This is a genomic window from Streptomyces barringtoniae, assembly GCF_020819595.1.
Lineage (GTDB): Bacteria > Actinomycetota > Actinomycetes > Streptomycetales > Streptomycetaceae > Streptomyces > Streptomyces barringtoniae.
Genome location: NZ_JAJHNP010000011.1, coordinates 261,482 through 285,482 on the forward strand (window position 1 = coordinate 261,482; position 24,001 = coordinate 285,482).

19 protein-coding genes and 2 pseudogenes are annotated in these 24,001 nt (G+C 72.0%); 14 read left to right on the top strand and 7 right to left on the bottom strand.

Features of this window, described 5'->3' with window-relative positions:
• Positions 1-11 precede the first annotated feature (11 nt).
• The 7 genes from LMU33_RS22100 to LMU33_RS22130 all read left to right on the top strand — a co-directional run bounded on the left by LMU33_RS22100 (position 12) and on the right by LMU33_RS22130 (position 10,917).
• Positions 12-977: an ABC transporter substrate-binding protein gene (locus LMU33_RS22100; RefSeq protein WP_228622242.1), complete on the top strand. Its 966-nt coding sequence runs from the start codon at positions 12-14 to the stop codon at positions 975-977.
• Between the two features lie 233 nt (positions 978-1,210).
• On the top strand, positions 1,211-3,649 hold the full coding sequence (locus tag LMU33_RS22105) for a GcvT family protein (RefSeq protein ID WP_228622243.1): 2,439 nt from the start codon (positions 1,211-1,213) through the stop codon (positions 3,647-3,649).
• 22 nt (positions 3,650-3,671) lie between these two features.
• Positions 3,672-4,532, top strand: a complete 861-nt coding sequence (locus tag LMU33_RS22110; protein ID WP_228622244.1) for a bifunctional methylenetetrahydrofolate dehydrogenase/methenyltetrahydrofolate cyclohydrolase — start codon at positions 3,672-3,674, stop codon at positions 4,530-4,532.
• Complete coding sequence (gene glyA, locus LMU33_RS22115; protein WP_228622245.1) at positions 4,529-5,812, top strand: serine hydroxymethyltransferase; 1,284 nt, start codon at positions 4,529-4,531, stop codon at positions 5,810-5,812. The genes LMU33_RS22110 and glyA overlap by 4 nt, the downstream gene beginning before the upstream one ends.
• Complete coding sequence (locus LMU33_RS22120) at positions 5,809-7,041, top strand: sarcosine oxidase subunit beta family protein (protein ID WP_228622246.1); 1,233 nt, start codon at positions 5,809-5,811, stop codon at positions 7,039-7,041. The genes glyA and LMU33_RS22120 overlap by 4 nt, the downstream gene beginning before the upstream one ends.
• A gap of 11 nt (positions 7,042-7,052) precedes the next feature.
• A complete protein-coding gene (locus LMU33_RS22125) occupies positions 7,053-10,322 on the top strand; it encodes a sarcosine oxidase subunit delta family protein (protein ID WP_228622247.1) in 3,270 nt (1,089 codons plus the stop codon).
• Positions 10,315-10,917, top strand: a complete 603-nt coding sequence (locus LMU33_RS22130) for a sarcosine oxidase subunit gamma (protein ID WP_228622248.1) — start codon at positions 10,315-10,317, stop codon at positions 10,915-10,917. The genes LMU33_RS22125 and LMU33_RS22130 overlap by 8 nt, the downstream gene beginning before the upstream one ends.
• Before the next feature lie 165 nt (positions 10,918-11,082).
• Here the strand turns inward: LMU33_RS22130 and LMU33_RS22135 are convergent, their stop codons facing one another.
• On the bottom strand, positions 11,083-11,880 hold the full coding sequence (locus LMU33_RS22135) for an IclR family transcriptional regulator (protein WP_228622249.1): 798 nt from the start codon (positions 11,878-11,880) through the stop codon (positions 11,083-11,085).
• A gap of 128 nt (positions 11,881-12,008) precedes the next feature.
• Positions 12,009-12,881: a formyltetrahydrofolate deformylase gene (gene purU / locus LMU33_RS22140; protein ID WP_228622250.1), complete on the bottom strand. Its 873-nt coding sequence runs from the start codon at positions 12,879-12,881 to the stop codon at positions 12,009-12,011.
• Positions 12,882-13,446: 565 nt separating this feature from the next.
• Between purU and LMU33_RS22145 the strand changes: the two genes are divergently transcribed.
• The 4 genes from LMU33_RS22145 (at position 13,447) to LMU33_RS22160 (ending at position 16,872) form a co-directional block, all read left to right on the top strand.
• Entirely contained in the window at positions 13,447-14,829 is a 1,383-nt protein-coding gene (locus LMU33_RS22145; RefSeq protein WP_228622251.1) for an L-serine ammonia-lyase, read from the top strand.
• Positions 14,830-14,951: 122 nt separating this feature from the next.
• Positions 14,952-15,467, top strand: a complete 516-nt coding sequence (locus tag LMU33_RS22150) for a DUF2231 domain-containing protein (protein WP_228622252.1) — start codon at positions 14,952-14,954, stop codon at positions 15,465-15,467.
• A gap of 268 nt (positions 15,468-15,735) precedes the next feature.
• Positions 15,736-16,194 carry a Crp/Fnr family transcriptional regulator gene (locus tag LMU33_RS22155; protein WP_228622253.1) on the top strand — a complete coding sequence of 153 codons (459 nt, stop codon included), beginning with the start codon at positions 15,736-15,738 and terminating at the stop codon, positions 16,192-16,194.
• Between the two features lie 24 nt (positions 16,195-16,218).
• Positions 16,219-16,872, top strand: a complete 654-nt coding sequence (locus LMU33_RS22160) for a CBS domain-containing protein (protein WP_228622254.1) — start codon at positions 16,219-16,221, stop codon at positions 16,870-16,872.
• 126 nt (positions 16,873-16,998) lie between these two features.
• On the opposite strand, the gene LMU33_RS22165 is transcribed toward LMU33_RS22160, so the two are convergent.
• The 3 genes from LMU33_RS22165 to LMU33_RS22175 form a co-directional block, all read right to left on the bottom strand.
• Complete coding sequence (locus LMU33_RS22165; RefSeq protein WP_228622255.1) at positions 16,999-17,601, bottom strand: Rv1733c family protein; 603 nt, start codon at positions 17,599-17,601, stop codon at positions 16,999-17,001.
• A 29-nt stretch (positions 17,602-17,630) separates the two neighbouring features.
• Positions 17,631-18,332, bottom strand: a complete 702-nt coding sequence (locus LMU33_RS22170; protein ID WP_228622256.1) for a CBS domain-containing protein — start codon at positions 18,330-18,332, stop codon at positions 17,631-17,633.
• A 148-nt stretch (positions 18,333-18,480) separates the two neighbouring features.
• Entirely contained in the window at positions 18,481-20,199 is a 1,719-nt protein-coding gene (locus LMU33_RS22175) for a sensor histidine kinase (protein ID WP_228622257.1), read from the bottom strand.
• Between the two features lie 234 nt (positions 20,200-20,433).
• On the opposite strand from LMU33_RS22175, the pseudogene LMU33_RS42020 reads away from it, so the two are divergent.
• Positions 20,434-20,919, top strand: a pseudogene (locus LMU33_RS42020) (PEP/pyruvate-binding domain-containing protein); the annotation flags it as partial.
• Here LMU33_RS42020 and LMU33_RS22185 read toward each other — a convergent pair.
• Positions 20,915-21,588: pseudogene (locus tag LMU33_RS22185) on the bottom strand (helix-turn-helix domain-containing protein). The pseudogenes LMU33_RS42020 and LMU33_RS22185 overlap by 5 nt on opposite strands.
• A gap of 21 nt (positions 21,589-21,609) precedes the next feature.
• A complete protein-coding gene (locus LMU33_RS22190; RefSeq protein ID WP_228622258.1) occupies positions 21,610-22,680 on the bottom strand; it encodes a zinc-dependent alcohol dehydrogenase family protein in 1,071 nt (356 codons plus the stop codon).
• Positions 22,681-22,958: 278 nt separating this feature from the next.
• On the opposite strand from LMU33_RS22190, the gene LMU33_RS22195 reads away from it, so the two are divergent.
• Positions 22,959-23,348 (top strand): STAS domain-containing protein, encoded by a 390-nt coding sequence (locus tag LMU33_RS22195; protein WP_228622259.1) that lies wholly within the window; start codon positions 22,959-22,961, stop codon positions 23,346-23,348.
• 9 nt (positions 23,349-23,357) lie between these two features.
• Positions 23,358-23,930, top strand: a complete 573-nt coding sequence (locus LMU33_RS22200) for an Rv1733c family protein (RefSeq protein WP_228622260.1) — start codon at positions 23,358-23,360, stop codon at positions 23,928-23,930.
• The last annotated feature ends 71 nt before the right edge of the window (positions 23,931-24,001 follow it).

Consider the following 24,001-nt stretch of genomic DNA (forward strand, 5'->3'; position numbering starts at 1 on the left):
AGCACGACACCATGGCAAGACACTGGCGAGCCGGCGCGGCCGGCCTGGCCGTCCTCGGCCTCACCCTCACGGCCTGCTCGGGGGCGAAGGTCGGCGACAGCAGCTCCGCGGGCTCGAAGTCCTCGGGCGGGAAATGCGGCAGCTTCAACCTGGCCGTCAACCCGTGGGTCGGCTACGAGGCGGACGCGGCGGTCGTCGCTTACGTGGCGCAGCACGACCTCGGCTGCACGGTCAACAAGAAGGACCTGAAGGAGGAGATCGCCTGGCAGGGCTTCGGGACCGGCGAGGTGGACGCCGTCCTGGAGAACTGGGGCCATGACGATCTGAAGGCGAAGTACATCGCCGGGCAGAAGACCGCCGTCGAAGCGGGCTCCACCGGCAACAAGGGCGTCATCGGCTGGTTCGTGCCGCCGTGGCTGGCCAAGGCGCACCCGGACATCACCGACTGGAAGAACCTCGACAAGTACGCCGACAACTTCAAGACCTCCGAGTCGGGCGGCAAGGGCCAGCTGCTCGACGGCGACCCGTCGTACGTCACCAACGACGCCGCCCTGGTGAAGAACCTCAAGCTGAACTTCAAGGTGGTGTACGCGGGCAGCGAGACCGCGCTCATCCAGGCCTACCGCACCGCCGAGAAGAACAAGCAATGGATGATCGGCTACTTCTACGAACCGCAGTGGTTCCTGTCGGAAGTGCCGCTCGTGAAGGTCAACCTGCCCGCGTACACCAAGGGCTGCGACGCCGACGCGGCCAAGGTGGCCTGTGACTATCCCGTCTACGACCTGGACAAGATCGTCAGCGCACAGTTCGCCAAGTCGGGCAGCCCCGCGTACAAGCTGGTCAAGAACTTCCACTGGACGAACGACGACCAGAACACCGTGGCCAAGTACATCGCCGTGGACAAGATGTCGGACGACGCGGCGGCCAAGAAGTGGGTCGACGCCAACCGCGACAAGGTCGACACCTGGCTGAAGTAGCGGAAGGTCGGGAAGGGGCCGGCCGAGGACGCCCGGCGGGCGGTGTGCACGCATGCGCACCGCCCGCCGGGCGTTGCCGTTCTCCGGGCCGTCCTCCCGGCCGTTCTCCGGGCCGTTTTCCGACGTCACCGACCCCTTGACACCCCTCACGACGACGGGCACATTGAGTTGCGTAACCTGAGTTATGTTGCGCAACAAGCAACTGAACCGGTCTCAAGTTCGGAGGTTGGGCGATGGCGGGACCCCGAGTGGTGATCATCGGAGCGGGTGTCGTGGGAGCGGCCCTGGCGGACGAGATCTCCGCACGCGGCTGGACCGAAGTGACCGTGGTCGACCAGGGCCCCCTCCCGGCCACCGGAGGCTCCTCCTCGCACGCCCCGGGCCTGGTCTTCCAGACGAACGCCTCGAAGACCATGACCGAGCTGGCGCGCTACACCGTCGAGAAGTTCTGCTCCCTCGACGTGGACGGCAAGCCCTGCTTCCTCCAGGTCGGCGGCCTCGAGGTGGCGACCAGCCCCGAGCGGCTCGCCGAACTCCGGCGCCGCCACGGCTGGATCACGGCCTGGGGCATCGAGGCGCGGCTGCTGACCCCCGACGAGTGCGTGGAGAAGCACCCGCTGGTCGACCGCGACAAGGTCCTCGGCGGCCTCCTGGTCCCCACCGACGGGCTCGCCAAGGCCGTCCTCGCCATCGAGGCCCAGATCCGCCGGGCCACCGGGCGCGGCGTGCGCTTCCTCGCCCGCCACGAGGTCCTCGACATCCGGCAGAGCGAGGGCCGCGTCACCGCAGTGGTCACCGACCAGGGCGAGATCGAAGCCGACATCGTCGTGTGCTGCGCCGGCATCTGGGGCCCGAAGATCGCCCGCATGGTCGGGATGAACCTGCCCCTCACCCCGCTCGCCCACCAGCTCGCCTGGACCGGCCCGGTCCCCGCCCTCGCCGGCCAGACCGAGGAGGCCGTCCGCCCGATCCTGCGCCACCAGGACGCCGACCTCTACTACCGCGACCGCTACGACGGCCTCGGCATCGGCTACTACGGCCACCGCCCCATGCCGGTCTCCGCCGACGACATCCTCTCCGTGGACGAGGCCGAGGAGATGCCCTCGGTGCTGAAGTTCACCGAGGAGGACTTCGAGGACGCCTGGACCGAGACGCAGTCGCTGCTGCCGGCGACCAAGGAGGCAAAGGTCGAGGAGGGCATCAACGGCCTGTTCTCTTTCACCACCGACGGCTGCCCGCTGCTCGGCGAATCCCCGGACGTCAAGGGGTTCTGGGTCGCCGAGGCCGTGTGGGTCACCCACTCCGCGGGCGTCGGCCGCGCCGTCGCCGAATGGCTGGTCGACGGCTACTGCTCCTCCTTCGACCTGCACGAGTGCGACGTCAACCGCTTCGAGCCGCACCAGCTCTCGCCGGAGTACGTCCTCGCCCGCGACTGCCAGAACTTCGTCGAGGTCTACGACATCATCCACCCCCTCCAGCCGACCGGAGACCCGCGCCCGATCCGCACCAGCCCCTTCCACGCCCGCCAGCAGCAACACGGTGCGTTCTTCCTGGAGGCGAACGGCTGGGAGCGCCCCCAGTGGTACGAGGCCAACGCATCCCTGGTCGAAGGCCGCGACATCCCCACCCCCAACGACTGGGCCGCCCGCTACTGGTCGCCCATCGTCGGTGCCGAGGCCCAGGTCACCCGCGAGAAGGTCGCCCTGTACGACATGACCGCCCTCAAGCGCCTGGAAGTCAGCGGCCCCGGTGCCGCCGACTTCCTGGAGGGCCTGGTCACCGGCAAGGTCGCCAAGTCCGTCGGCTCGGTGACGTACACGCTGCTCCTCGATCACGACGGCGGCATCCGCAGCGACATCACCGTCGCCCGCCTCGCCCGCGACCGCTTCCAGGTCGGCGCCAACGGCAACCTGGACCTCGACTGGTTCACCCGCCACCTGCCCGCGGACGGGACGGTCCAGGTCCGCGACATCACCGCCGGCACCTGCTGCATCGGCCTGTGGGGCCCGCTCGCCCGCGAGGTCCTCCAGCCCCTCACCGACGCGGACTTCTCCAACGAGGGCCTGAAGTACTTCCGCGCCAAGCACGCCTACATCGGCAGCGTGCCGGTCACGGCGATGCGTCTGTCGTACGTCGGCGAGCTCGGCTGGGAGATCTACACCACCGCCGACCAGGGCCAGAAGCTGTGGGACACCCTGTGGGCCGCGGCCGAGCCGCTGGGCGGAGTCATCGCCGGCCGGGGCGCCTTCAACAGCCTCCGCCTGGAGAAGGGTTACCGCTCCTTCGGCACCGACATGACCTACGAGCACGACCCCTACGAGGCCGGCGTCGGCTTCGCCGTCAAGCTCGACAAGGGCGACTTCATCGGCAAGGCCGCGCTGGAGCGGCGCAAGACCGACGTGCGGCGCAGGCTGAGCTGTCTCACCATCGACGATCCGCGGGCGGTCGTCATGGGCAAGGAGCCGGTGTACGACGGCGACCGCGCCGTCGGCTACGTCACCAGCGCAGCGTACGGCTACACGATCGGCAAGGGCATCGCCTACGCGTGGCTCCCGGCCGAGCTGGCCGAACCGGGTACGACCGTGCACATCGGCTACTTCGACCAGCGTGTCGAGGCGGTCGTCGCCGAAGAGCCCCTGTTCGACCCGACCATGTCCCGCCTCCGTGGCTAGTCCTGGACAAGGAGCACCGCCGGTGACCGCACAACTCCTCGACGGCAAGGCCACCGCCGCCGCCATCCGCCGTGAACTCGCCGAGCGCGTGGCCAAGTTGACCGCCCTGACCGGCCGGCCGCCCGGCCTCGGTACCGTCCTCGTCGGCGACGACCCCGGCAGCCACGCCTACGTCGCGGGCAAGCACCGCGACTGCGCGCAGGTCGGCGTCGCCTCCCTCCGCCGCGAACTGCCCGCCGACGCCACCCAGCGACAGGTCGAGGACGTCGTCGACGAACTCAACGCCGACCCCGCCTGCACCGGCTACATCGTCCAGCTGCCGCTGCCGCGTCACCTGGACGCCAACGCCGTCCTCGCCCGCATGGACCCCGCCAAGGACGCCGACGGACTCCACCCGGTCAACCTCGGCCGCCTCGTCCTCGGCGTCGACGCCCCGCTGCCCTGCACCCCGCGCGGCATCGTGGAACTGCTCCGCCGCTACGACGTACCGATCGCCGGAGCCCGGGTGTGCGTGGTCGGCCGCGGCATCACGGTCGGACGGCCCATCGGGCTGCTGCTCACCCGCCGCTCCGAGAACGCCACCGTCACCCTGTGCCACACCGGAACCAAGGGCCTGGCCTGGCACGTGCGCGAGGCGGACATCGTCGTCGCCGCGGCCGGCTCGCCCGGACTGATCACCAAGGACATGCTGCGCCCCGGCGCGGCCGTCCTGGACGTCGGCATCACCCGCACCGAGCACGGGCTCGTCGGCGACATCCACCCGGAGGCCGCCGAGGTCGCCGGCCGGATCGCCCCGATGCCCGGCGGCGTGGGCCCCATGACCCGAGCGATGCTCCTCGCGAATGTCGTCGAGGCCGCCGAGAGGAACGCGATCACCGTATGAACGCCCTGAACACCCGCCTCGCGGAGCTTGACCCCGAGGTCCACGAAGCCCTGCTCGCCGAGCTGCACCGGCAGCAGTCCACCCTGGAGATGATCGCCTCCGAGAACTTCGCGCCCACGGCCGTGATGGAGGCGCAGGGCTCGGTCGCGACCAACAAGTACGCCGAGGGCTACCCCGGCCGTCGCTACTACGGCGGCTGCGAACACGTCGACGTCACCGAACGCCTGGCCATAGAGCGCGTGAAGTCCCTCTTCGGGGCGGCCTACGCCAACGTCCAGCCGCACTCGGGCGCCCAGGCCAACACCGCCGTGTTCTTCGCCCTCCTCCAGCCCGGCGACACGATTCTCGGCCTCGACCTCGCGCACGGCGGCCACCTCACCCACGGCATGCGCATCAACTACAGCGGCAAGATGCTCAACGTCGTGCCGTACCACGTCTCCGAGGCGGACAACCTCGTGGACATGGACGAGGTGGAGCGGCTCGCCAAGGAGCACCGGCCCAAGATGATCATCGCGGGCTGGTCGGCGTACCCCAGACAGCTGGACTTCCCGGCCTTCCGCCGGATCGCCGACGAGGTCGGTGCCCTCCTCATGGTCGACATGGCCCACTTCGCGGGCCTGGTCGCCGCCGGACTGCACCCGAGCCCCGTCCCGCACGCCCACGTGGTCACCACCACCACGCACAAGACACTCGGCGGGCCCCGCGGCGGAGTCATTCTCACCAACGACGCCGGCCTCGCCAAGAAGATCAACTCGGCGGTCTTCCCCGGCATGCAGGGAGGCCCGCTGGAGCACGTCATCGCCGCCAAGGCCGTCTCCTTCAAGGTCGCCGCCTCGCCCGAGTTCGCCGAGCGCCAGGCCCGCACCCTGGCAGGCGCCCGCATCCTCGCCGAACGCCTCACCCGGCCCGACGCGGCCGCGGCCGGGGTGAAGGTGCTGACCGGCGGCACCGACGTCCACCTGGTCCTCGTCGACCTGCGGGACTCCGAACTCGACGGCAAGCGGGCCGAGGACCTGCTGCACGGGATCGGCATCACCGTCAACCGCAACGCCGTCCCCTTCGACCCGCGCCCGCCCATGGTCACCTCCGGCCTGCGCATCGGCACCCCGGCGCTCGCCACCCGGGGCTTCACCGAGTCGGACTTCGCCGAGGTCGCCGACGTGATCGCGCTGGCCCTCCAGCCCGAGCCGGACGTGGCCGCCCTGCGCGCCCGCACCGAGGCGCTGGCCGCCGAGCACCCGCTCTACCCGCACCTCTCGCACGACGGAGACGCCCGATGAGCCCCCGCACCCCCGGCGCCGACCTGCCCGACCACCCGGACTGGCTCTGGCGCACCCCCGCGCCCAAGCGGTCGTACGACGTGGTGATCGTGGGCGGCGGCGGCCACGGTCTGGCCACCGCCCACTACCTGGCGAAGAACCACGGCATCACCAACGTCGCGGTCCTGGAGAAGGGCTGGCTCGCGGGCGGCAACATGGCCCGCAACACCACGATCATCCGCTCCAACTACCTGTGGGACGAGAGCGCGGGCATCTACGAGCACGCGCTCAAGCTGTGGGAGGGGCTGGAGGAGGAGCTCGACTACCCGATCCTCTTCTCCCAGCGCGGCGTGCTGAACCTCGCCCACAGCCTGCAGGACGTCCGCGACAGCGTCCGCCGGGTCGAGGCCAACCGGCTCAACGGCGTCGACGCCGAGTGGCTCGACGCCGACCAGGTCAAAGAGGTCTGCCCGATCGTCAACACCTCACCCGACGTGCGCTACCCGGTCCTCGGCGGCACCTACCAGCCGCGCGCCGGCATCGCCAAGCACGACTACGTGGCCTGGGGCTTCGCCCGCTCAGCGGACGCCGCCGGCATCGACATCATCCAGAACTGCGAGGTCACCGGCCTGGACATGGCCGGCGGCCGGGTGGTCGGCGTACAGACCACGCTCGGCCCGATCGCCGCGGGCAAGGTGGCCCTGTGCTCGGCCGGCCACACCTCGGTCCTGGCCGCCATGGCGGGCATCGAACTGCCGCTGCAGAGCCACCCGTTGCAGGCCCTGGTCTCCGAACTCCTGGAGCCGGTGCACCCGACCGTGGTGATGTCCAACGCCGTCCATGTGTACGTCAGCCAGGCGCACAAGGGCGAACTGGTGATGGGCGCCGGCATCGACGCCTACAACTCCTACACCCAGCGCGGCGCGTTCCACATCATCGAGGACCAGATGTCGGCGGCCCTGGAACTCTTCCCCGTCTTCGCCCGCGCCCACGTGCTGCGCACCTGGGGCGGCATCGTCGACGTCAGCCCCGACGCCTCGCCCATCGTCGGCCTCACCCCGGTCGACAACCTCTATCTCAACTGCGGCTGGGGGACAGGCGGTTTCAAGGCCACCCCGGGTGTCGGCTGGGTCTACGCCCACACCATCGCCCACGACACCCCGCACGCCCTGAACGCCCCCTTCTCGCTCGACCGTTTCACCACCGGCGCGCTCGTCGACGAGCACGGCGCTGCCGCGGTGGCCCACTAGGGAGCCGAACCATGCTGCTGATCCCCTGCCCGTGGTGCGGGCCCCGTGACGAGGCCGAGTTCCACTACGGCGGCCAGGCCCACGTCCCCTACCCCGAGGACCCCGCCGCCCTCAGCGACGCGGAGTGGGCGCGCTACCTGTTCTTCCGCGACAACCCCAAGGGCCCGTTCGCCGAGCGGTGGAGCCACGCGGCAGGCTGCCGCCGGTGGTTCAACGCGGTGCGGGACACGGCGACCAACGAGGTCCTCGCCGTTTACAGGATGGGGGAGTCGCGTCCGGAGACGGTGGAGCCGCGTCCGGTGACTTCTCAGCCGGCTTCGGCTGTATCAGCCCGTCCGGGGGTAGGCCCTCTGGGGGTGTTCGAGGACGAGGCCCATCAGGCCGAAGGAGGGCCCGGGGCCGAAGGGGCGGAGCCCCTTCAGGGCGGGACGGGTGGGGGCGGCGGGGCCGAACCATTCCGCACCCCCACCGGCGGCCGAATCGACCGGGACGCCCCCCTCGCCTTCACCTTCGACGGCATCGCATACCGGGGCCGCCGGGGCGACACCCTGGCCTCCGCCCTCCTGGCCAACGGCGTCATCCAGGCCGCCACCAGCATCAGGTTCGGCCGGCCCCGCGGCATCTTCTCGGCCGGTGTGGAGGAACCCAACGCGGTCGTCCAGATCGAGGAGCCCTTCCCCGAGCCCATGCTCCCCGCCACGACCGTCGAGCTCTACGACGGCCTGGTCGCGAGCAGCCTCCCGGGCCAGGGCCGGCTCGCCACCGAACCCGACCCCGCCCGCTACGACGCCGTACACGCACACTGCGACCTCCTGGTCGTCGGCGCGGGCCCGGCCGGCCTGGCCGCCGCCGCGGCGGCAGCGCACACCGGTGCACGCGTCATCCTCGCCGACGACCAGCCGGAGCCCGGCGGCAGCCTGCTCGGCACCGGCGAGCACCTCGACTGGGTCCTGGCGACGCGCGCACGGCTCGAAGCGGCCCCCGAGGTGCGCGTCCTGCGCCGCACCACCGTCTTCGGCCACTACGACGACAACCACCTCCTCGCCGTCGAGCACCGCACCAACCACCTCGGCGCCGATGCCCCGGCGAACGTCTCCCGCGAGCGGGTCTGGCGGATCCGGGCGCGGCGCGTGGTCCTCGCGACCGGCGCCCACGAGCGTTCGCTGGCGTTCGGCGACAACGACCGTCCCGGCGTGATGCTGGCCTCCTCCGCCCGGACCTACCTCCACCGGTACGCCGTGCTGCCCGGCCGGCACGCGGTCGTGTTCACCACCAACGACAGCGCCTACGCCGCCGCACTCGACCTGGCGGCGGCGGGCGTGGACATCGCCGCGATCGTCGACACCCGGCCCGAGCCGGGCGAGTGGGCCGAGCGTGCCCGGTCCGCCGGGATCGAGGTGCTGGCCGGGCACGCGGTCACCGGCACGGAGGGCGGGGCCCGCCTCACCGCCGTGACGGTGGCCCCGTACGGGGAGTCCGCCGGAGAGGGGCAGTCCACCGGACAGCGGGAGTTCGCCGTCGACCTGCTCCTCGTCTCCGGCGGCTGGAACCCGGTCGCGCACCTGTTCAGCCAGTCGGGCGGCAAGCTCCGTCACGACGACGTGCTCGGCACGTTCGTGCCCGACAGCGGCCGTCAGGCGGTGGAGGTCGCGGGCAGCGCGAACGGTGCCTTCGGCCTCGCCGCGGTCCTCGCACAGGGCGCGGCGGCCGGCGCCCGGGCCGTCGAGGCGGAGGGCTACACGGCCGGGACACCCGCCCTCCCGGCCGTGGCCGCCCAGCCGTACACCCCGCCCACGCAGGTCTTCACCATCCCGACCGGCACCGGCGCCCCCCGGTTCGTCGACCTCCAGCGCGACGTCACGGTCGACGACCTGGCGCGGGCGACGGGCGCGGGCCTGCGCTCGGTGGAGCACACCAAGCGCTACACCACCGCCGGCACCGGGGGCGACCAGGGCAGGACGGCCGGCGTGCTGGCGAGCGGGGTCGTCGCCGAACTCCTCGGCGTGGACATCTCGGCGCTCGGCCTGCCGACCTTCCGGCCGCCGTACACCCCGGTCTCCTTCGCCGCCCTCGCGGGTCGCGACCGTGGCGCGCTGAGCGACCCGGTCCGTACGACGGCCCTGCACGAGTGGCACGTGGGGCACGGCGCGCTGTTCGAGAACGTCGGCCAGTGGAAGCGGCCCTGGTACTACCCCCAGGACGGCGAGGACATGGAGACCGCCGTGCTGCGCGAGTGCCGTGCCGCCCGCGAGGGCGTGGCCTTCATGGACGCCTCCACCCTCGGCAAGATCGACGTGCAGGGCCCGGACGCGGCGCTCTTCCTCGACCTGCTCTACACCAACATGATGAGCACCCTGAAGGTCGGCATGATCCGCTACGGCGTGATGTGCCGCCTGGACGGGATGGTCTTCGACGACGGCACGGTCATCCGGCTCGCCCGGGACCGCTTCCTGGTCACCACCACGACCGGCAACGCGGCGGCCGTCCTGGACTGGATGGAGGAGTGGCTGCAGACCGAGTGGCCCGAACTGCAGGTCCACTGCACCTCGGTCACCGAGCAGTGGGCCACCGTTGCCCTCGTCGGCCCGCGCTCCCGTGCGGTGCTCGGTTCGATCGCACCCCAACTGGCCGTGAGCAACGAGGACTTCCCGTTCATGGCGTGGCGGGACACGACCGTCGCCGGCCTCGACGCGCGCGTGTGCCGGATCAGCTTCTCCGGCGAACTCGCCTACGAGATCAACGTGTCGCCGTGGGACGCCCTCGCCCTGTGGGAGGCGCTGTACGAGGCCGGGTCCCCGTACGGCATCACCCCGTACGGCACCGAGACCATGCACGTCCTCCGCGCCGAGAAGGGCTACCCGATCGTCGGCCAGGACACCGACGGCACGGTCACCCCGCAGGACCTCGGCATGGGCTGGGCGGTGTCGAAGAAGAAGCCCGACTTCATCGGCAAGCGCTCCTACGGCCGCCCCGACACCGTCCGCCCCGACCGCAAGCACCTCGTCGGGCTCCTCCCCGAGGACCCGGCCGTCTTCCTCCCGGAGGGCACGCACCTGGTCGCCGACGGCGAACTGCCCGCCCCGCCCGTGCCGATGCTCGGCCATGTCACCTCCAGCTACCGGAGCGCGGCGCTCGGCCGGACCTTCGCACTGGCCCTGATCAAGGGCGGCCGGGACCGGATCGGCGACCGTCTCTTCGCACCCGTCGGCGACCGGCTGGTCCCGGTGACCGTCGCAAGCCCCGTCCTCTACGACCCCGAGGGAGCCCGCCGCGATGGCTGACACCGCCCTGACCGCACGGCAGCGCAGCCCCCTGGCCGACGCCGCCCACCGCCTGGCCGCCGCGACGCGCTCCTCCCGGGGCGCGATCCGCCTGGCCGAACTCCCCTTCCTGGCCCAGGTGAACGTCCGCCTCGACGCCAAGGGCCCGGCGGCGGACGCCGTCGGACTCGCCCTGGGACTCCAACTGCCCCTGGAACCCAACACCGTCGTGCACGCGGGGGACGTGACCGCGGTGTGGCTTGGCCCCGACGAATGGCTGGTGGTCGGCAGGCGGGGCACCGAGCGGGACCTGGAGAGCCGGATCCGCTCGGCGGCGGCGGACGAACCGGTCTCCGTCACCGACGTCTCGGCCCAGCGCACCACCCTGCTGGTCGCCGGGCCCCGCGCCCGCGACCTGCTGGCCCACGGCTGCGCGCTGGACCTGCACCCGCGTGCCTTCGGCCCCGGTCGCTGCGCCCAGACGACGCTGGCCCGCACCCAGGTCGTCCTGGTGGCCCGCGACGAGCCCAGGGCCGGCTTCTGGGTGCTGGTGCGCTCCTCCTTCGCCGGCTACCTGGCGGACTGGCTCCTGGACGCGGCCGTCGAGTACCGGTGAGCGGCCCGGCAGGGCGGCGGAGCCGACTCGGAGGTGCCGGGCAGACGCGGACAGCCGGCCCGGCACCGCCGTTCCCCGGCCGGTTTCGGCGACCGCGCACGAACAACTGGGAGTTCAGGGATGCGGGCGAAGGCCCACTGCGACGACGACGTCGATGAACGGGCCTCAGCCCGCGTAGCCCATCCGGTGGCTGATCTCCTCCGCACCCTTGATCAGCAGGGGCGCCAGCTCGTGGATTCGCTCCTCGGTGAAGCGGTAGGCGGGGCCGGAGGCGCTGAGGGCGGCGATGACCTCGCCGTGGTGGGAACGGATCGGGGCCGCCATGGCGTGCAGCCCGATCTCGAGCTCCTCCAGCGTCACCGCGTATCCGCGTTCGCGCGCCTCGGTGAGGTTCTTCTCCAGCTTCGTCCGGGCGGTCAGGGTGCGCGGGGTGTGCTTCTGCAGCCCGGAGGCCGCGAGCACCTCGGCACGCTCCTCCGCCGGCAGGTGTGCGAGCAGGATCTTGCCGCTGGACGTGGCATGCACCGGGGTGAGCTGCCCGACCCAGTTGTGGGTGCCGACGGCGCCCGGTCCGCGCACCTGGTACAGGTTGACGGCGTAGTGCTCCTGGAGGACGGCGATGTTGACGGTCTCGCCGATCTCCTCGCTGAGCCGCTCGCACACCTCCCGGCCCTGCTGTGTGATGTCGAGCCGGCCCGTGACCGCGCCGGCCAGGCGTACGATGCCGAAGCCGAGCCGGTACTTGCCGCGCTCCGCGGCCTGCTCGACCAGACCACGTGCCTCCAGCGCGCCGAGCAGACGGAACGCGGTCGACTTGTGCACGTCGATCTCGGCGGCGACCTCGCTGACACCCGCCTCGCCGCGCTGGGCGAGGATCTCCAGGACGCTGACGGCACGGTCGACGGACTGCACCCCGCTCACCGCCGGTGCAGCTGTTTCGCTATCTGCGGCGTAGTTGCTCATAGCGCAACTATACGCAATGCCGTCCCATGCGGCCCGTGCGTCGCGGAGGAAGGGTAGGGGGAGGCTATACGACGGCTCCCCGGGAGGGGAGCCGTCGTCGGCGGTTCGGCGGGCCGCGCTGGGCGGTGTCAGTGGAAGACGACCGTGCAGTTGCCGTTGGGCAGCACACGGCTCTCGCTGTGCCACTGCACGGCACGCGAGAGGACCCGGGCCTCGACGTCGCGGCCCATGGTGACCAACTCGTCCGGCGTGTGGGAGTGGTTCACGCGGACGACGTCCTGTTCGATGATCGGGCCTTCGTCGAGGTCGGGGGTGACGTAGTGCGCCGTGGCCCCGACGAGTTTGACTCCGCGCCGGTGCGCCTGCACGTACGGCCGTGCGCCCTTGAAGCTCGGCAGGAAGGAGTGGTGGATGTTGATGGCCCGGCCGTCGAGCCGCTTGCACAGGTCGTCGGAGAGGATCTGCATGTAGCGGGCGAGCACCACCAGGTCGACGTCGAGCTCGGCTACGAGCTCCAGCAGCCGGGCCTCCGCCTCGCCCTTGGTCTGCGGGGTCACCGGGACGTGGTGGAACGGGATGCCGTAGTTGCGCGCCAGTGGCTCGAATTCGCGGTGGTTGGAGACGATCGCCGGGACCTCGATGTTCAGCGAGCCCGTGGACTGGCGGAAGAGCAGGTCGTTCAGGCAGTGACCGAACTTCGACACCATGATCAGGGTGCGGGTCGGGGTGGCGGCGTCGCGCAGCTGCCAGGTGATCCGGTAGGCCTCCGCGACGGGGCCGAAGCCGGTGCGCAGGTGCTCCAGGGATGTGGCCGGGTCCGAGACCTCGAAGTGCACCCGCATGAAGAAGCGGTCCTGCAGACGGTCGTCGAACTGCTGGCTCTCGAGGATGTTGCCTGAGTGACTCACGAGGTAGCTGGTGACGGCGTGGACGAGTCCGGCCCGGTCGGGGCACGAGAGGGTGAGGACGAACTCGCGGCCGGGCTGCGGGCGAGGAGACATGACATCCTCCATTAGTGCGCAATACGCAACGATGAGAGTGATGCGCAACATGGTCCCGGTGTGGATGGTGCGGGGTCAAGAGGCGTGTTCTGCTTGGTACAAGAAGGTGCACCATACGCAACAACTTCCTTCGCCATGGGGACCGCTGCCTCCCCTCCTCTTGACAGCGGCCCGAAGCACCGGAAAGCATGTTGCGTATAACGAAGGATGTTGTGTCATCTGAGACACGCGGATGAGGCGGTCAATTCGAGCCGTCCGTTCGAGACCGTCACCTCCCACGCCGTCGCCGTACCGGCTGTCACCGCGCGGCCGACGGCTCCACATCCTCGGAGAGCCCGCATGAGGAGCACCCCATCCGGTCCCACCGGGAGCTCGCCATGAGGATTCCGCGGCACCTGCGCCACGCCTGGGACCACGCGCGGCTCGTCGTGGACGAGGCCAACGCCGCCGTCGGCATCACCGCGTTCGCGGCCGCGCCCCACCCCGGCCGGTAACCGACAACCCTCCCGCAGGGGCGTGCCCCGGGACCGCTCGGGCACTTCCCGCCCACCCCACGGAGTATGGCGTGGCAATCAGCGTCTTCGACCTGTTCTCCATCGGCATCGGCCCGTCCAGCTCGCACACCGTCGGCCCGATGCGCGCCGCCGCGATGTTCGCCGCCCGGCTGAAGAAGGACGGCGCACTCGCCCAGACCGCCGCGGTACGAGCGGAGCTGTTCGGCTCCCTCGGCGCCACCGGCCACGGCCACGGCACCCCCAGGGCCGTCCTGCTCGGCCTGGAGGGCAACGAACCGCACACCGTCGACGTCACCCGGGCCGACCTGGACGTGGAGCGGATCCGCACCACCGGGCGCATCCGGCTCCTCGGCGCCGAGATCGGCTCTGTCCACGAGATCGACTTCGACGCCTCGACCCAGCTGGTGCTGCACCGCCGGCGCGCACTGCCGTACCACGCCAACGGAATGACCCTGTTCGCGTACGACGCCGACGGACTGCCGCTGCTGGAGAAGACGTACTACTCGGTCGGCGGCGGCTTCGTGGTCGACGAGGACGCCGTGGGGGCCGACCGGATCAAGCCCGACGACACCGAGTTGGCCCACCCGTTCCGCACGGGTGACGAGCTGCTGCGACTCGCCCGCGAGACCGGCCTGTCCATCTCCGCGCTGATGCTGGAGAACGAGAAGGCCTGGCGCACCGAGGACGAGATCCGCGCGGGTCTGCTGGAGATCTGGCGGGTCATGGAGGGCTGCGTCCGCCGCGGCCTGTCCCGCGAGGGCATCCTCCCCGGCGGCCTGAAGGTCCGTCGGCGGGCCGCGGCGGCGGCCCGGGCGCTGCGCGGCGAAGGCGACCCGGCGAGCAGCGCGATGGAGTGGGTGACGCTCTACGCGATGGCGGTGAACGAGGAGAACGCCGCCGGCGGCCGGGTCGTGACCGCCCCGACGAACGGTGCGGCCGGCATCATCCCGGCGGTCCTGCACTACTACCTGAACTTCGTGCCGGGCGCCGACGAGGACGGCATCGTCCGCTTCCTCCTCGCCGCCGGCGCCATCGGCATGCTCTTCAAGGAGAACGCCTCCATCTCCGGCGCCGAGGTCGGCTGCCAGGGCGAGGTCGGCTCCGCCTGCTCGATGGCCGCGGCCGGCCTCGCCGAGGTACTGGGCGGCAGCCCGGAGCAGGTGGAGAACGCGGCCGAGATCGGCATGGAGCACAACCTGGGCCTGACGTGCGACCCGGTCGGCGGCCTGGTCCAGATCCCGTGCATCGAGCGCAACGGCATGGCCGCGGTCAAGGCCGTCACCGCCGCCCGGATGGCCCTGCGCGGCGACGGCCGCCACCACGTCTCCCTCGACAAGGTCATCAAGACCATGAAGGAGACCGGCGCCGACATGAAGGTCAAGTACAAGGAGACCGCCCGCGGCGGACTCGCCGTCAACGTCATCGAGTGCTGAACAGGCGGGCAGCGCAGCGATGTATCCGCCGCGAGCTTCCTGTGGCTGTAGTGGCTCAGAGCTGACTGAGAGGTGGCTGTGCAAGTGTGGCGCGCGCCCACACCCCCCTCAGGAGCCCCTGGATGACTCTCATCAACGGTCTGCCCGCTCATGTCCTGTTCGTCCACGTGGTTGTCGTGTTGATACCCCTCACCGCGCTGGCTCTCGTGACGGCCGCGCTCTGGCCGCGCGCCGCCCGGCGGCTGGGTGTCCTGCTCCCGGTGCTCGCCCTCGTGGCCCTGGCCGCCGTGCCGCTGACCACGCACGCCGGAGAGTGGCTCGAACGACACGTGGAGGACGACGCCCTGGTACGCCGGCACACCGAGCTGGGCGACGGACTGCTGCCGTGGGCCCTGGGCCTGTTCGTACTGGCGGCGGTCGTGTGGTGGGCGGGGCGGCGCACTCCCGCCGAGCCCGGACAGGGCAACGGCACCCGCTGGTCCGCCCTGCCGGTACGGATCGTCGTCGGCGTGCTCTCGCTGGCCGTCGCAGTGGGAGCGGTCGTGGACGTCTACCGGATCGGCGACTCCGGGGCGAAGGCCGCCTGGCACGACGCCTACTCGAAGACGGCGACGGGGTCGAAGGACCACAACGACTGATCCGGCGCCCACTGCTCGGCCAGGGCCCCGGCGCGGAGTTCCGCGCCGGGGCCCTCGGTGTCTCATGATGTCTCTCACCGCGCTGCGCGTGCCGACAATGTGCCAGGTCGCGGACGCCGCGCCGCCCTTTCGAGCCCGTCGCGACCCGTCGGCCCGCCGTTCGTCCGGCTCGGGGCCGAAGGACCCCCGGCCCGGCCCGAGTGGCCCGTGGCGCCCTCGGCCGGGCGGGCCCACGCTGGGAGCAGAAGCCACGAAGGGAGCCGGTGCGATGACCTCCACCACCACCATGAGCGCGGCTCTTGAGCCCATGCACCGCGAACGGCTGCTGCGCCTGGCCCACGACGTCTCCTTCGAGGCCGGGACCCGTCTGTTCGAGGAGGGCCGGCGCGCCGACCGGTTCTGGATCGTGCGCACCGGCACCGTCGCCCTCGACCTGCACATACCGGGCCGCCGGACCGCGGTCATCGAGACCCTCGGCTACGGCGAACTGGTCGGCTGGTCCTGGCACTTCCCACCGTACCTCTGGCACCTGGGCGCCGAGGCCGTGAGCCCGGTGCGGGCCTGGGAGTTCGACGCCGAGGCCGTCCGGGCGACGTGCGCGCAGGACCCGGAATTCGGGCGCGCGATCGCCGTCTGGGTCGGGCGAGTGGTCGCCCAGCGGCTGCATGCCTCCCGGGTCCGGCTGCTCGACCTCTACGCCCCCTACGGCAGCGGCAGTCTGACGTGACCCCGGTCCTGTGAGGAGAGCGCGATGGACAGCAGCCCCCACCGGGTGAGCGACGTGATGACGCGAGCCGTCGTCGCCGTGGGCCGCAAGGCTCCGTTCAAGGAGATCGTCGAGCGCATGGAACAGTGGCAGGTCGGCGCCCTGCCCGTGCTGGAGGGCGACGGCCGGGTGGTCGGTGTGGTGTCCGAGGCCGACCTGCTGCCCAAGGAGGAGTTCCGGGGCAGCGACCCGGACCGGTTCACGCAACTGCGCCGGCTGCCGGACCTCGCCAAGGCGGGGGCCGTGTGCGCCGAGGAGGTGATGAGCACCCCGGCGGTCACCGTGCACGCCGACGCCGCGCTGGCCGAGGCCGCACGCATCATGGCGCTGCGGCACGTCAAGCGCCTGCCCGTGGTGAACGCGGAAGGTGTGCTGGAAGGCGTGGTCAGCCGCGGGGACCTGCTGAAGGTCTTCCTGCGGCCGGACAACGACCTGGCCGACGAGATCCGGCGCGATGTCGTCGACCCGCTCTTCCCGGCCCCGGTCGAACCGGTCCACGTCGTGGTCACCGAGGGCGTCGCGACCCTGACCGGGCGGGTTCAGGACCCCGCGCGGATTCAGCTCGCCGCGCGCATGACGCGCGGCGTCGAGGGTGTCGTGGGCGTGGATTGCCGGCTCACCGCGTCCGGTGCCGAGTGACGAGCCGAGTGCCGACAAGACGACAAACCTATCTGTCAGACATACCTACCTGCCATCCCTGCCTGTCATCGCGCGGCGTGAGCTCTTCGTGTTTGTCAACTCATGTTTGTCAGCGTTTGTCCGCGTTCAGCCCCGCCCCCCGCTCAGGTTCCCCCACTCCGGCCCGATCTGCCTCCACTCCTCGTCCCATTCGGCCATGCGCCGCCGCACGAGCCGGGAGCGGACCACCCACCCCACGGTCCAGACAGCCGCACCGGCCGGTACGGCCACGAGGGCGCCGGTCAGGGCCGCCTGCACGGTCGCCGCCCTCCCGGTGACCGGTGCCGGGACCAGATGGCCGGCGCGATCCGCCCACACGGCCACCGGGGTGCCCGCCGGGGCTCCCGGGTATATCTGTGTCCGGCCCGTGTGCACGGAACCGTCCGGGTCCGTCCAGCGCACGGCGGCCGACACGCGGCCGTCGTCGTATCCGCCGGCGGTGACAGGCGTCTTCGCCGCGTCGTCGGCGAGCACGGCGGAGACGGCATGCGCCCGGGCCGCCCGCGCCGCGAACGCCGAGTCGGTGACCTGGGCCGCCACGACGCCCGCGAGGGCTCCGCCGACGAGGACGAGCAGCCAGGCGGCGAGCACGACCCAGCCCTCGACGAGGTCGCTGCGCCGCCTGAGCGGATTGCGGCGCCAGCGCCAGAGCCGTACCCGGGTGGCCGCCGTGGGAGGTTTCCGCGTCATCGTCGCCGCCTCCTGCCGTGCGCCGTCCGTCAGGGCGTACGCGCCCTGCCGGCCTCGGGGAGGTCGGGGTCGAGGTCCGGACGGCGGGGCGGTCCGGCCAGTGCGCAGTGCACGTCCACCACACCCGCCACGGCCCGTGCGAGCCGGGCGGCGAGCGGGATCAGGGCCGTCTCACGGACCCGGCCGGCCAGCGTCACGACACCGTCGTACACCTCCACCCGGACGGTGACGGCGCGCGGGCCGAAGAGGCGTACGACGACCTCGCGCCGGACCTCCTCGGCGATGTCCTCGTCGTCCCGCAGAAAGACCTTCAGCAGGTCGGAGCGGCTGACGATGCCACGGAGAGCGAGGTCACGGCCGACGACGGGCAGTCGCTTGACCCGGGCGCGGGCCATGAGGCGCGCGGCGTGGGCGAGCGTGGCGTCGGGTGCCACGGTGACGGCCGGGGTGGTCATCAGCTCGGCGGCGGTCACCGCGTCCGCCTTGCGGACCTCGCCGGGGTGGCCGATCTGCCCGTACCGGCCGATGTCACCGTCCTGGTACTCCTGCTTGGCCAGCAGATCGCCCTCGGAGACGACGCCGACGACCCGGCCGGCGTCGTCCAGCACCGGCAGGGCGCTGACCTGCCAGTCCCGCATGACCTTCACGATGTCCTTGAAGGCCGCCCCGGTGCGCAGGGCGACGACCCGGTGGGTCATCACGTCGTTCACCAGGGCCGGAGTGCCGTTCATGGCATCCTCCAGAGACGTGGGTGCCGTCTTCGGACACCTTCAGGCTGCGGCGGCGGAGCCGTTCGTGACATGGGCCGAGTGGTCCCGATCCCATGCACCCGTCGGCCCTGCGGGCGCTCAGTGGCGAGGGGACCGAGGACGACGCGGCCTACCCGGCGGGCAGCGGAACGTGCCAGTCCAGTGCCGAACCGCCTCCCTCGGGGCTGGACACCTCGAGCCGTCCGCCGAGGTTGTCCGCCCGTTCGGACATGTTGGCCAGGCCGCTGCGCCGGCCGCCGGAAGGGATGCCCACGCCGTTGTCCGCCACCCGCAGGCGCACCTCGCGGCCGTGGGCCGTCAGCGCCACCTGGGCCCGGTCGGCGTGGGCGTGCCGGGCGATGTTGGTGAGGGCCTCGGTCAGCACGGCGACGACATGGTCGGCGATCTCCGGCGGCACGTCGGTGTCGACCAGGCCTTCCATGCGCACGCTGGGGGCGAAGCCCAGCACGGGGGTGGCCTCGCCGGCGGCGCGTACGACCCTCGCCCGCAGTCCGCTGCTCGCGGGGCCCGTGTGCGCCCGCAGCCCGAAGATCGTCGACCTGATGATCTTGATGGTCTCGTCGAGGTCGTCCACGGCCCGCAGCACCCGCTCGGCGGCCTCGGGATGTTCGATGAACCGGCCCGCGCTCTGCAGGGTCATCCCGGTGGCGAACAGCCGCTGGATGGCGAGGTCGTGCAGGTCCCGGGCGATGCGGTCGCGGTCCTCCAGCAGCGCGATCTGCTGGGCGTCATGCCTGCGGTCGGCGAGTTCCATCGCGATCGCGGCCTGGGCGGCGAACCCCTGCAGCAACTCGGTCTCCTTCTGGAGGAAGACCGGCCGGCCGGCTTCGCGGGCCACCAGCACCACGCCACGCACGCCGTTCTCGCCCGTGCCGATCGGGACCGCCACGGCGGGTCCGAGCCCCTCGAAGCGCGGCGGTTCGGGGGTGATCCGCCCGTCGTGGAGCACGTTGTCGCTGGTCACCGGTGCGGTCGCGGTGTACGCCAGCCCCATCAGGCTCGCGTCCATGGGCAGCACCAGTCCCCGGTGCGCCTCCGCGTCCACTCCGACGGCGATCTCCACGGTGAGCGACTTCGTGCCCTCCATGGGCATGGCGACCGCCGCCAGGGCCGAGCCCGAGATCTCCCGGGCACGCTCGGCGATCAGGTTCAGGGACTCGGCACGGTCGATGCCGGACATCAGGCTGTGGCTGATCTCCGCGTTCGCGCGCTGCCAGCGCTCGCGCAGCCGGGAGTCCTCGTACAGGCGTGCGTTGTCGATCGCCACACCGGCGGCCACGGCCAGCGTGGACAGCACCGACTCGTCCTCCTCGTCGAACTCCCGCCCGCCGCGCTTCTCGGTCAGGTAGAGGTTGCCGAAGACCTGGTCGCGGACCCGGATCGGGACGCCGAGGAAGCTGTTCATCGGCGGGTGGCCCGGCGGGAAGCCGTAGGAGGACGCGTGTGCGGAGATCTTGGCGAGCCGCAGCGGCTGCGGGTGCCGGATCAGCTCGCCGAGGATGCCGTGTCCTTCCGGAAAGGGGCCGATCGCGGCGATCTGCTCCGCGCTGACGCCCACGGTGTGGAAGGCGGACAGCCGTGTGCCGTCCGGTCCGATGACGCCGAGGGCGGCGTACCCGGCGTTCACGACCACCGCGGCCGCCTCCACGATGGAGTGCAGGACCTGCTCCAGGTCGAGCTCCCGGCCGACGGAGAGGACCGCCTCCAGCAGACCTTGCACGCGATCCTGTGTGCCGCGGGCTGCGCTGATCCGGGCCTGCAGCTCCTCCAGCAGTTCGTCGAGTTTCAGCTGCGGCAGTCGTACGCGCGGCTCCTCCGAATCGGTCACCACGTCCTCCAGTCCCCATCAGCACATGGCTCAGAACCGATGGGTCTTCCCACACCGTAGCGCCTCCCGGGCCGGGTGGGCACGGGAGGCGCGAACCGCTTCACCGGCCCGCGCCCCGCACCGGCGCCGTTGGGCCGACCGGGCCGCCCGGCGGGACCGGGGGCACCTCCCCCGAGGGCCTCTCCCGCCGGACGCTTGAGCCGTACACAGACCGCTCAGCGCAGGAGTGCCGCCATGGCCCGTCACGTGTACGACTTCCGGGACGGCGGACGTGACCCGGCCGACCTGCTCGGCGGCAAGGGCGCCGACCTGGCCCGGATGACCCGGCTGGGCCTGCCGGTGCCGCCCGGTGCCACCGTCACCACCGAGGCCCGCCGCGCCTTCCTCGGCACCGGCGAGGAGCCGGAGGGCTTGCCGGCGGAGGTCTCCCGGCACCGCCCGTGCGCTCCGGCGCGCTTCTCCATGCCCGGCATGACGGAGACGGTCCTGGACATCGGCCTGAACGACGCCTCCGTCCTGCAGGCGATGGACGGCCTGCCGGTCACCGTCCGGCTGCTCGACCCGCCGCTGCACGAGTTCCCGCCCGACCGCACCGACCTCGCAGTGCGGGTGCGGGTCGCCGCGTCCGAGACCGCGGACGGGTAACCGGACCCGCACGACGTGGAGTTGCCCGACGCCGTGAACCGGATGCACGAGGAGAACCCGATGCCCGCTCTCAGACCGTGATCCGACGACCGGTCACCGTGCGTGGCTCGACGCGCACCCACAGATCATGCTCTCCACCCGCCCAAGGGGCGCTGTACGCCTGCTCGGTGAGCCTCTGCTGTGCCCGAGGGTCCGTCACCGACCGTGCGCTGCCGCGGATCAGGACGCTCCAGCCCTGGCTGAACGTGTCGTCGATGCGGTCGACCTCCAGGGCCACTGCCTGGCCGGCCGCGAGGGACGGTGTCGCGCCGAGCACGGTCCGGAAGACGAAAGCACCCTCGACCACGCTGTAGTTGACGGGCACGATCACCGGCCCCGTATCCGTGGGTACCGCCAGTCGTCCCACCCCGTGCGAGCCGAGCAGCGCCCGGCACTCGCCCGGTGCCAGCTCGGTGAAGCGCGGTTCGCGTACGGCACGTCCGGGTCCGGGCGGCAGATCGACGGCGCCACCGGTCAGCTCGGTCACCGTGGTCCCCAGCGCCTCGGCCAGTCTGGTCAGGGGGCCGGGGCCCGGTGCCGCACCGGGATGCTCCTCCAGATACCCGAGGTAGGTGATGGCCATCCCGGCGCGGGCGGCCACCTCCCTTCGTGTCAGGCCGAGCCCGGCCCGCCGGGCGGCCAGCGGCGGCCAAGATCGCCCAGCGGCGCCTCGGTCGCCGCGTCCGTTCCCGTCCGTTCGGCCATGGCCGTCACGCGCCTTCTCCGTCAGGCCGTGGGAACGGCCACTTCCGCGTGCTGCTCGCCGCCGAGCACGATCTTCAGCGCGCCGGTCTCGGTGGCCCGGGAGAAGACGTCGTAGGCCTCCTCCATGTGGTCCAGCGGGAAGGTGTGGGTGACCAGTTGCCCGGTCGGCAGCCGGCCGGCGGCGGCCATCCGCAGGAGGGTGGGCGTGGAGTAGGTGTCCACCAGGCCGGTCGTGATGGTCACGTTCCTGATCCAGAGGTCTTCCAGGTGCAGCGTCGCGGGCTTGCCGTGCACGCCGATGTTGGCCACGTGCCCGCCGGGGCGGACCATGCGGGTGCACAGCTCGAAGCTCTCCGGGACGCCGACCGCCTCCATGACCACGTCCGCGCCGAGACCGTCGGTCAGATCGGCGACCAACTGGCCGGGTTCCTCGCGTGCGTCGGCGACGGCGTCGGCGCCGAGCCGCCGGGCGGCCTCCAGCCGGGCCGGAGCCAAGTCGACCGAGATGATCCGTTCCGGGGCGAACAGGCGCGCCGTGACGACGGCCGCGAGTCCGATGGGCCCGGCGCCGACGATGGCGACGGTGTCACCGGGCCGCACGTGCCCGTTGAGGACACCGACCTCGTAGGACGTCGGGAAGATGTCCGCGAACAGGACGGCGTCCTCGCTGGGCACGGTGGCGGGCAGCGGATGCAGGGACAGGTCGGCGTAGGGAACGCGGACGTACTCGGCCTGGGTGCCGTCGATCAGATGGCCGAGGACCCAGCCTCCGCCGCCCCGGCACTGGCCGTACGAGCCGTCCCGGCAGAACCGGCACCGGCCGCACGAGGCGATGCAGGACATCAGCACCCGGTCCCCCGGCCGTACGGTGCGCACGTCGCTGCCGGCCTCGACGATCTCGCCGACCGCCTCGTGACCGAGCACCGTGCCGGGGCGGACCTCGGGGACATCGCCCTTGAGGATGTGCAGGTCCGTCCCGCAGATGGTCACGGCGCCGACCTTCACGATGGCGTCGGTGGGTTCCTTGACGGCGGGGTCCGGGACGTCCTGCCAGGACGCCTGTCCCGGACCGTGGAACACGAAGCCCTTCATGGCAGCTCCCTGTCGCTCTTCGTCGGCTCCGCCTTGGGATCGCGGTTCCGGCACGATGCCGGGACCGCCCGCACCTTCAGCTTCCCCAGCGGGGGAGCGGTGCCGCTTGGGCCGTCCGGCCCTCGCCCGCGGCCGGACGGCGCCGATCGCGGCCGTGGCCGGACGGTGCCGATCGGGAGCCGCGGCCGTCGCGAGGACGCGGGGGTGCCCCGCACGGACCGGCGACCGGGGCCGGACGGCCCTAGTGGCCCACCCGGTCCGCCCGGTTCGCTCGTGCCATGTCCGAGAACGACGCGGCCCGCGCGGCAGAGCACCACACCGCACCGGAAACGCTCGCGGCCCACCGCGTGGCCGACGGAGCGACCGTCGTGGCCCTGCACGGCGAGATCGATGTGCTGACCGCCCCCGCGCTGTCGCGCCGGCTCGACGCACTCACCACTTCCCCCCAGCCCGACCTGGTGCTCGACCTGCGGCCGGTCACGTTCATCGACTGCTCCGGACTCGGGGTCCTGTGCCGCGCACGCAACCGGGCGCTGGCCAGGCAGGGCCGGCTGCGGCTGATCACGCAGAGCGCGGGCTTCCGGCGGATCCTGCGGGTCACGGGACTGGAGGACGTCTTCGAGGTGCACACGCGACCACCCCAGCCGCTGCCCGGACCACCCAGGTGAGGAACGGCGATGAACGCGAAGGCCGGGCTGTGGCGTTGGCGGAGCAATCCGCTGCGGCGACGCGAGGACGCCGTGGAGGCCTGGCTCGTCCTGGCCGTCTGGATCGTGGTCGTGGTCGGCGGGGCCGTCGCAGGGCTGGTGACGGCACGCGCCGCCGGGGACGTGTTCGCGGCCCAGCGCGCTCACCGGCATCCCGTCCGCGCCGTACTCCTCGCCGACGCACCGCACGGCACCACGTCCGCCTGGCCTGGGGGCGGCCTGGTCCGGGGGAAGGTGCGCTGGACAGCGCCGGACGGCACTCCCCGTACCGGTGACACGCTGGTCGACAGCGGTCTGAAGGAGGGCGCCGGGGTGGTGGTCTGGCAGGACGACCACGGCGGCCTCACCCCCGCGAAGCCGGCGAACCCCACCGAGGGCGCGATCGAGGCCGGTCTCTTCGGCGCGGCGGCCGCCCTGGCCGTCGCCGCTCCTGCCTATGGGGCCGGAGCGCTCGGCCGGGTGTGGCTCGACCGGCGTCGCATGGCCCGCTGGGACCGGGAGTGGGACCTGGTCGAGCCCCGCTGGGGCCACCCGACGGGCTGATCCGCACCGCCGCCGGAAGCGACCGGGCGCGCCTCCCCGCGCCGCAGTCCCGCAACGTCCCCGGCGTGCGA

Bases quoted from the DNA above. Each gene is read 5' to 3' on its own strand.
- LMU33_RS22165 (WP_228622255.1), bottom strand. From the start codon at position 17,601: ATGACGCGGAAACCTCCCACGGCGGCCACCCGGGTACGGCTCTGGCGC.
- LMU33_RS22150 (WP_228622252.1), top strand. From the start codon at position 14,952: ATGACTCTCATCAACGGTCTGCCCGCTCATGTCCTGTTCGTCCACGTG.
- LMU33_RS22125 (WP_228622247.1), top strand. From the start codon at position 7,053: ATGCTGCTGATCCCCTGCCCGTGGTGCGGGCCCCGTGACGAGGCCGAG.
- LMU33_RS22100 (WP_228622242.1), top strand. From the start codon at position 12: ATGGCAAGACACTGGCGAGCCGGCGCGGCCGGCCTGGCCGTCCTCGGC.
- LMU33_RS22200 (WP_228622260.1), top strand. From the start codon at position 23,358: ATGAACGCGAAGGCCGGGCTGTGGCGTTGGCGGAGCAATCCGCTGCGG.
- LMU33_RS22160 (WP_228622254.1), top strand. From the start codon at position 16,219: ATGGACAGCAGCCCCCACCGGGTGAGCGACGTGATGACGCGAGCCGTC.
- LMU33_RS22155 (WP_228622253.1), top strand. From the start codon at position 15,736: ATGACCTCCACCACCACCATGAGCGCGGCTCTTGAGCCCATGCACCGC.
- LMU33_RS22135 (WP_228622249.1), bottom strand. From the start codon at position 11,880: ATGAGCAACTACGCCGCAGATAGCGAAACAGCTGCACCGGCGGTGAGC.
- LMU33_RS22120 (WP_228622246.1), top strand. From the start codon at position 5,809: ATGAGCCCCCGCACCCCCGGCGCCGACCTGCCCGACCACCCGGACTGG.
- LMU33_RS22170 (WP_228622256.1), bottom strand. From the start codon at position 18,332: ATGAACGGCACTCCGGCCCTGGTGAACGACGTGATGACCCACCGGGTC.
- glyA (WP_228622245.1), top strand. From the start codon at position 4,529: ATGAACGCCCTGAACACCCGCCTCGCGGAGCTTGACCCCGAGGTCCAC.
- LMU33_RS22130 (WP_228622248.1), top strand. From the start codon at position 10,315: ATGGCTGACACCGCCCTGACCGCACGGCAGCGCAGCCCCCTGGCCGAC.
- LMU33_RS22190 (WP_228622258.1), bottom strand. From the start codon at position 22,680: ATGAAGGGCTTCGTGTTCCACGGTCCGGGACAGGCGTCCTGGCAGGAC.
- LMU33_RS22105 (WP_228622243.1), top strand. From the start codon at position 1,211: ATGGCGGGACCCCGAGTGGTGATCATCGGAGCGGGTGTCGTGGGAGCG.
- LMU33_RS22195 (WP_228622259.1), top strand. From the start codon at position 22,959: ATGTCCGAGAACGACGCGGCCCGCGCGGCAGAGCACCACACCGCACCG.
- purU (WP_228622250.1), bottom strand. From the start codon at position 12,881: ATGTCTCCTCGCCCGCAGCCCGGCCGCGAGTTCGTCCTCACCCTCTCG.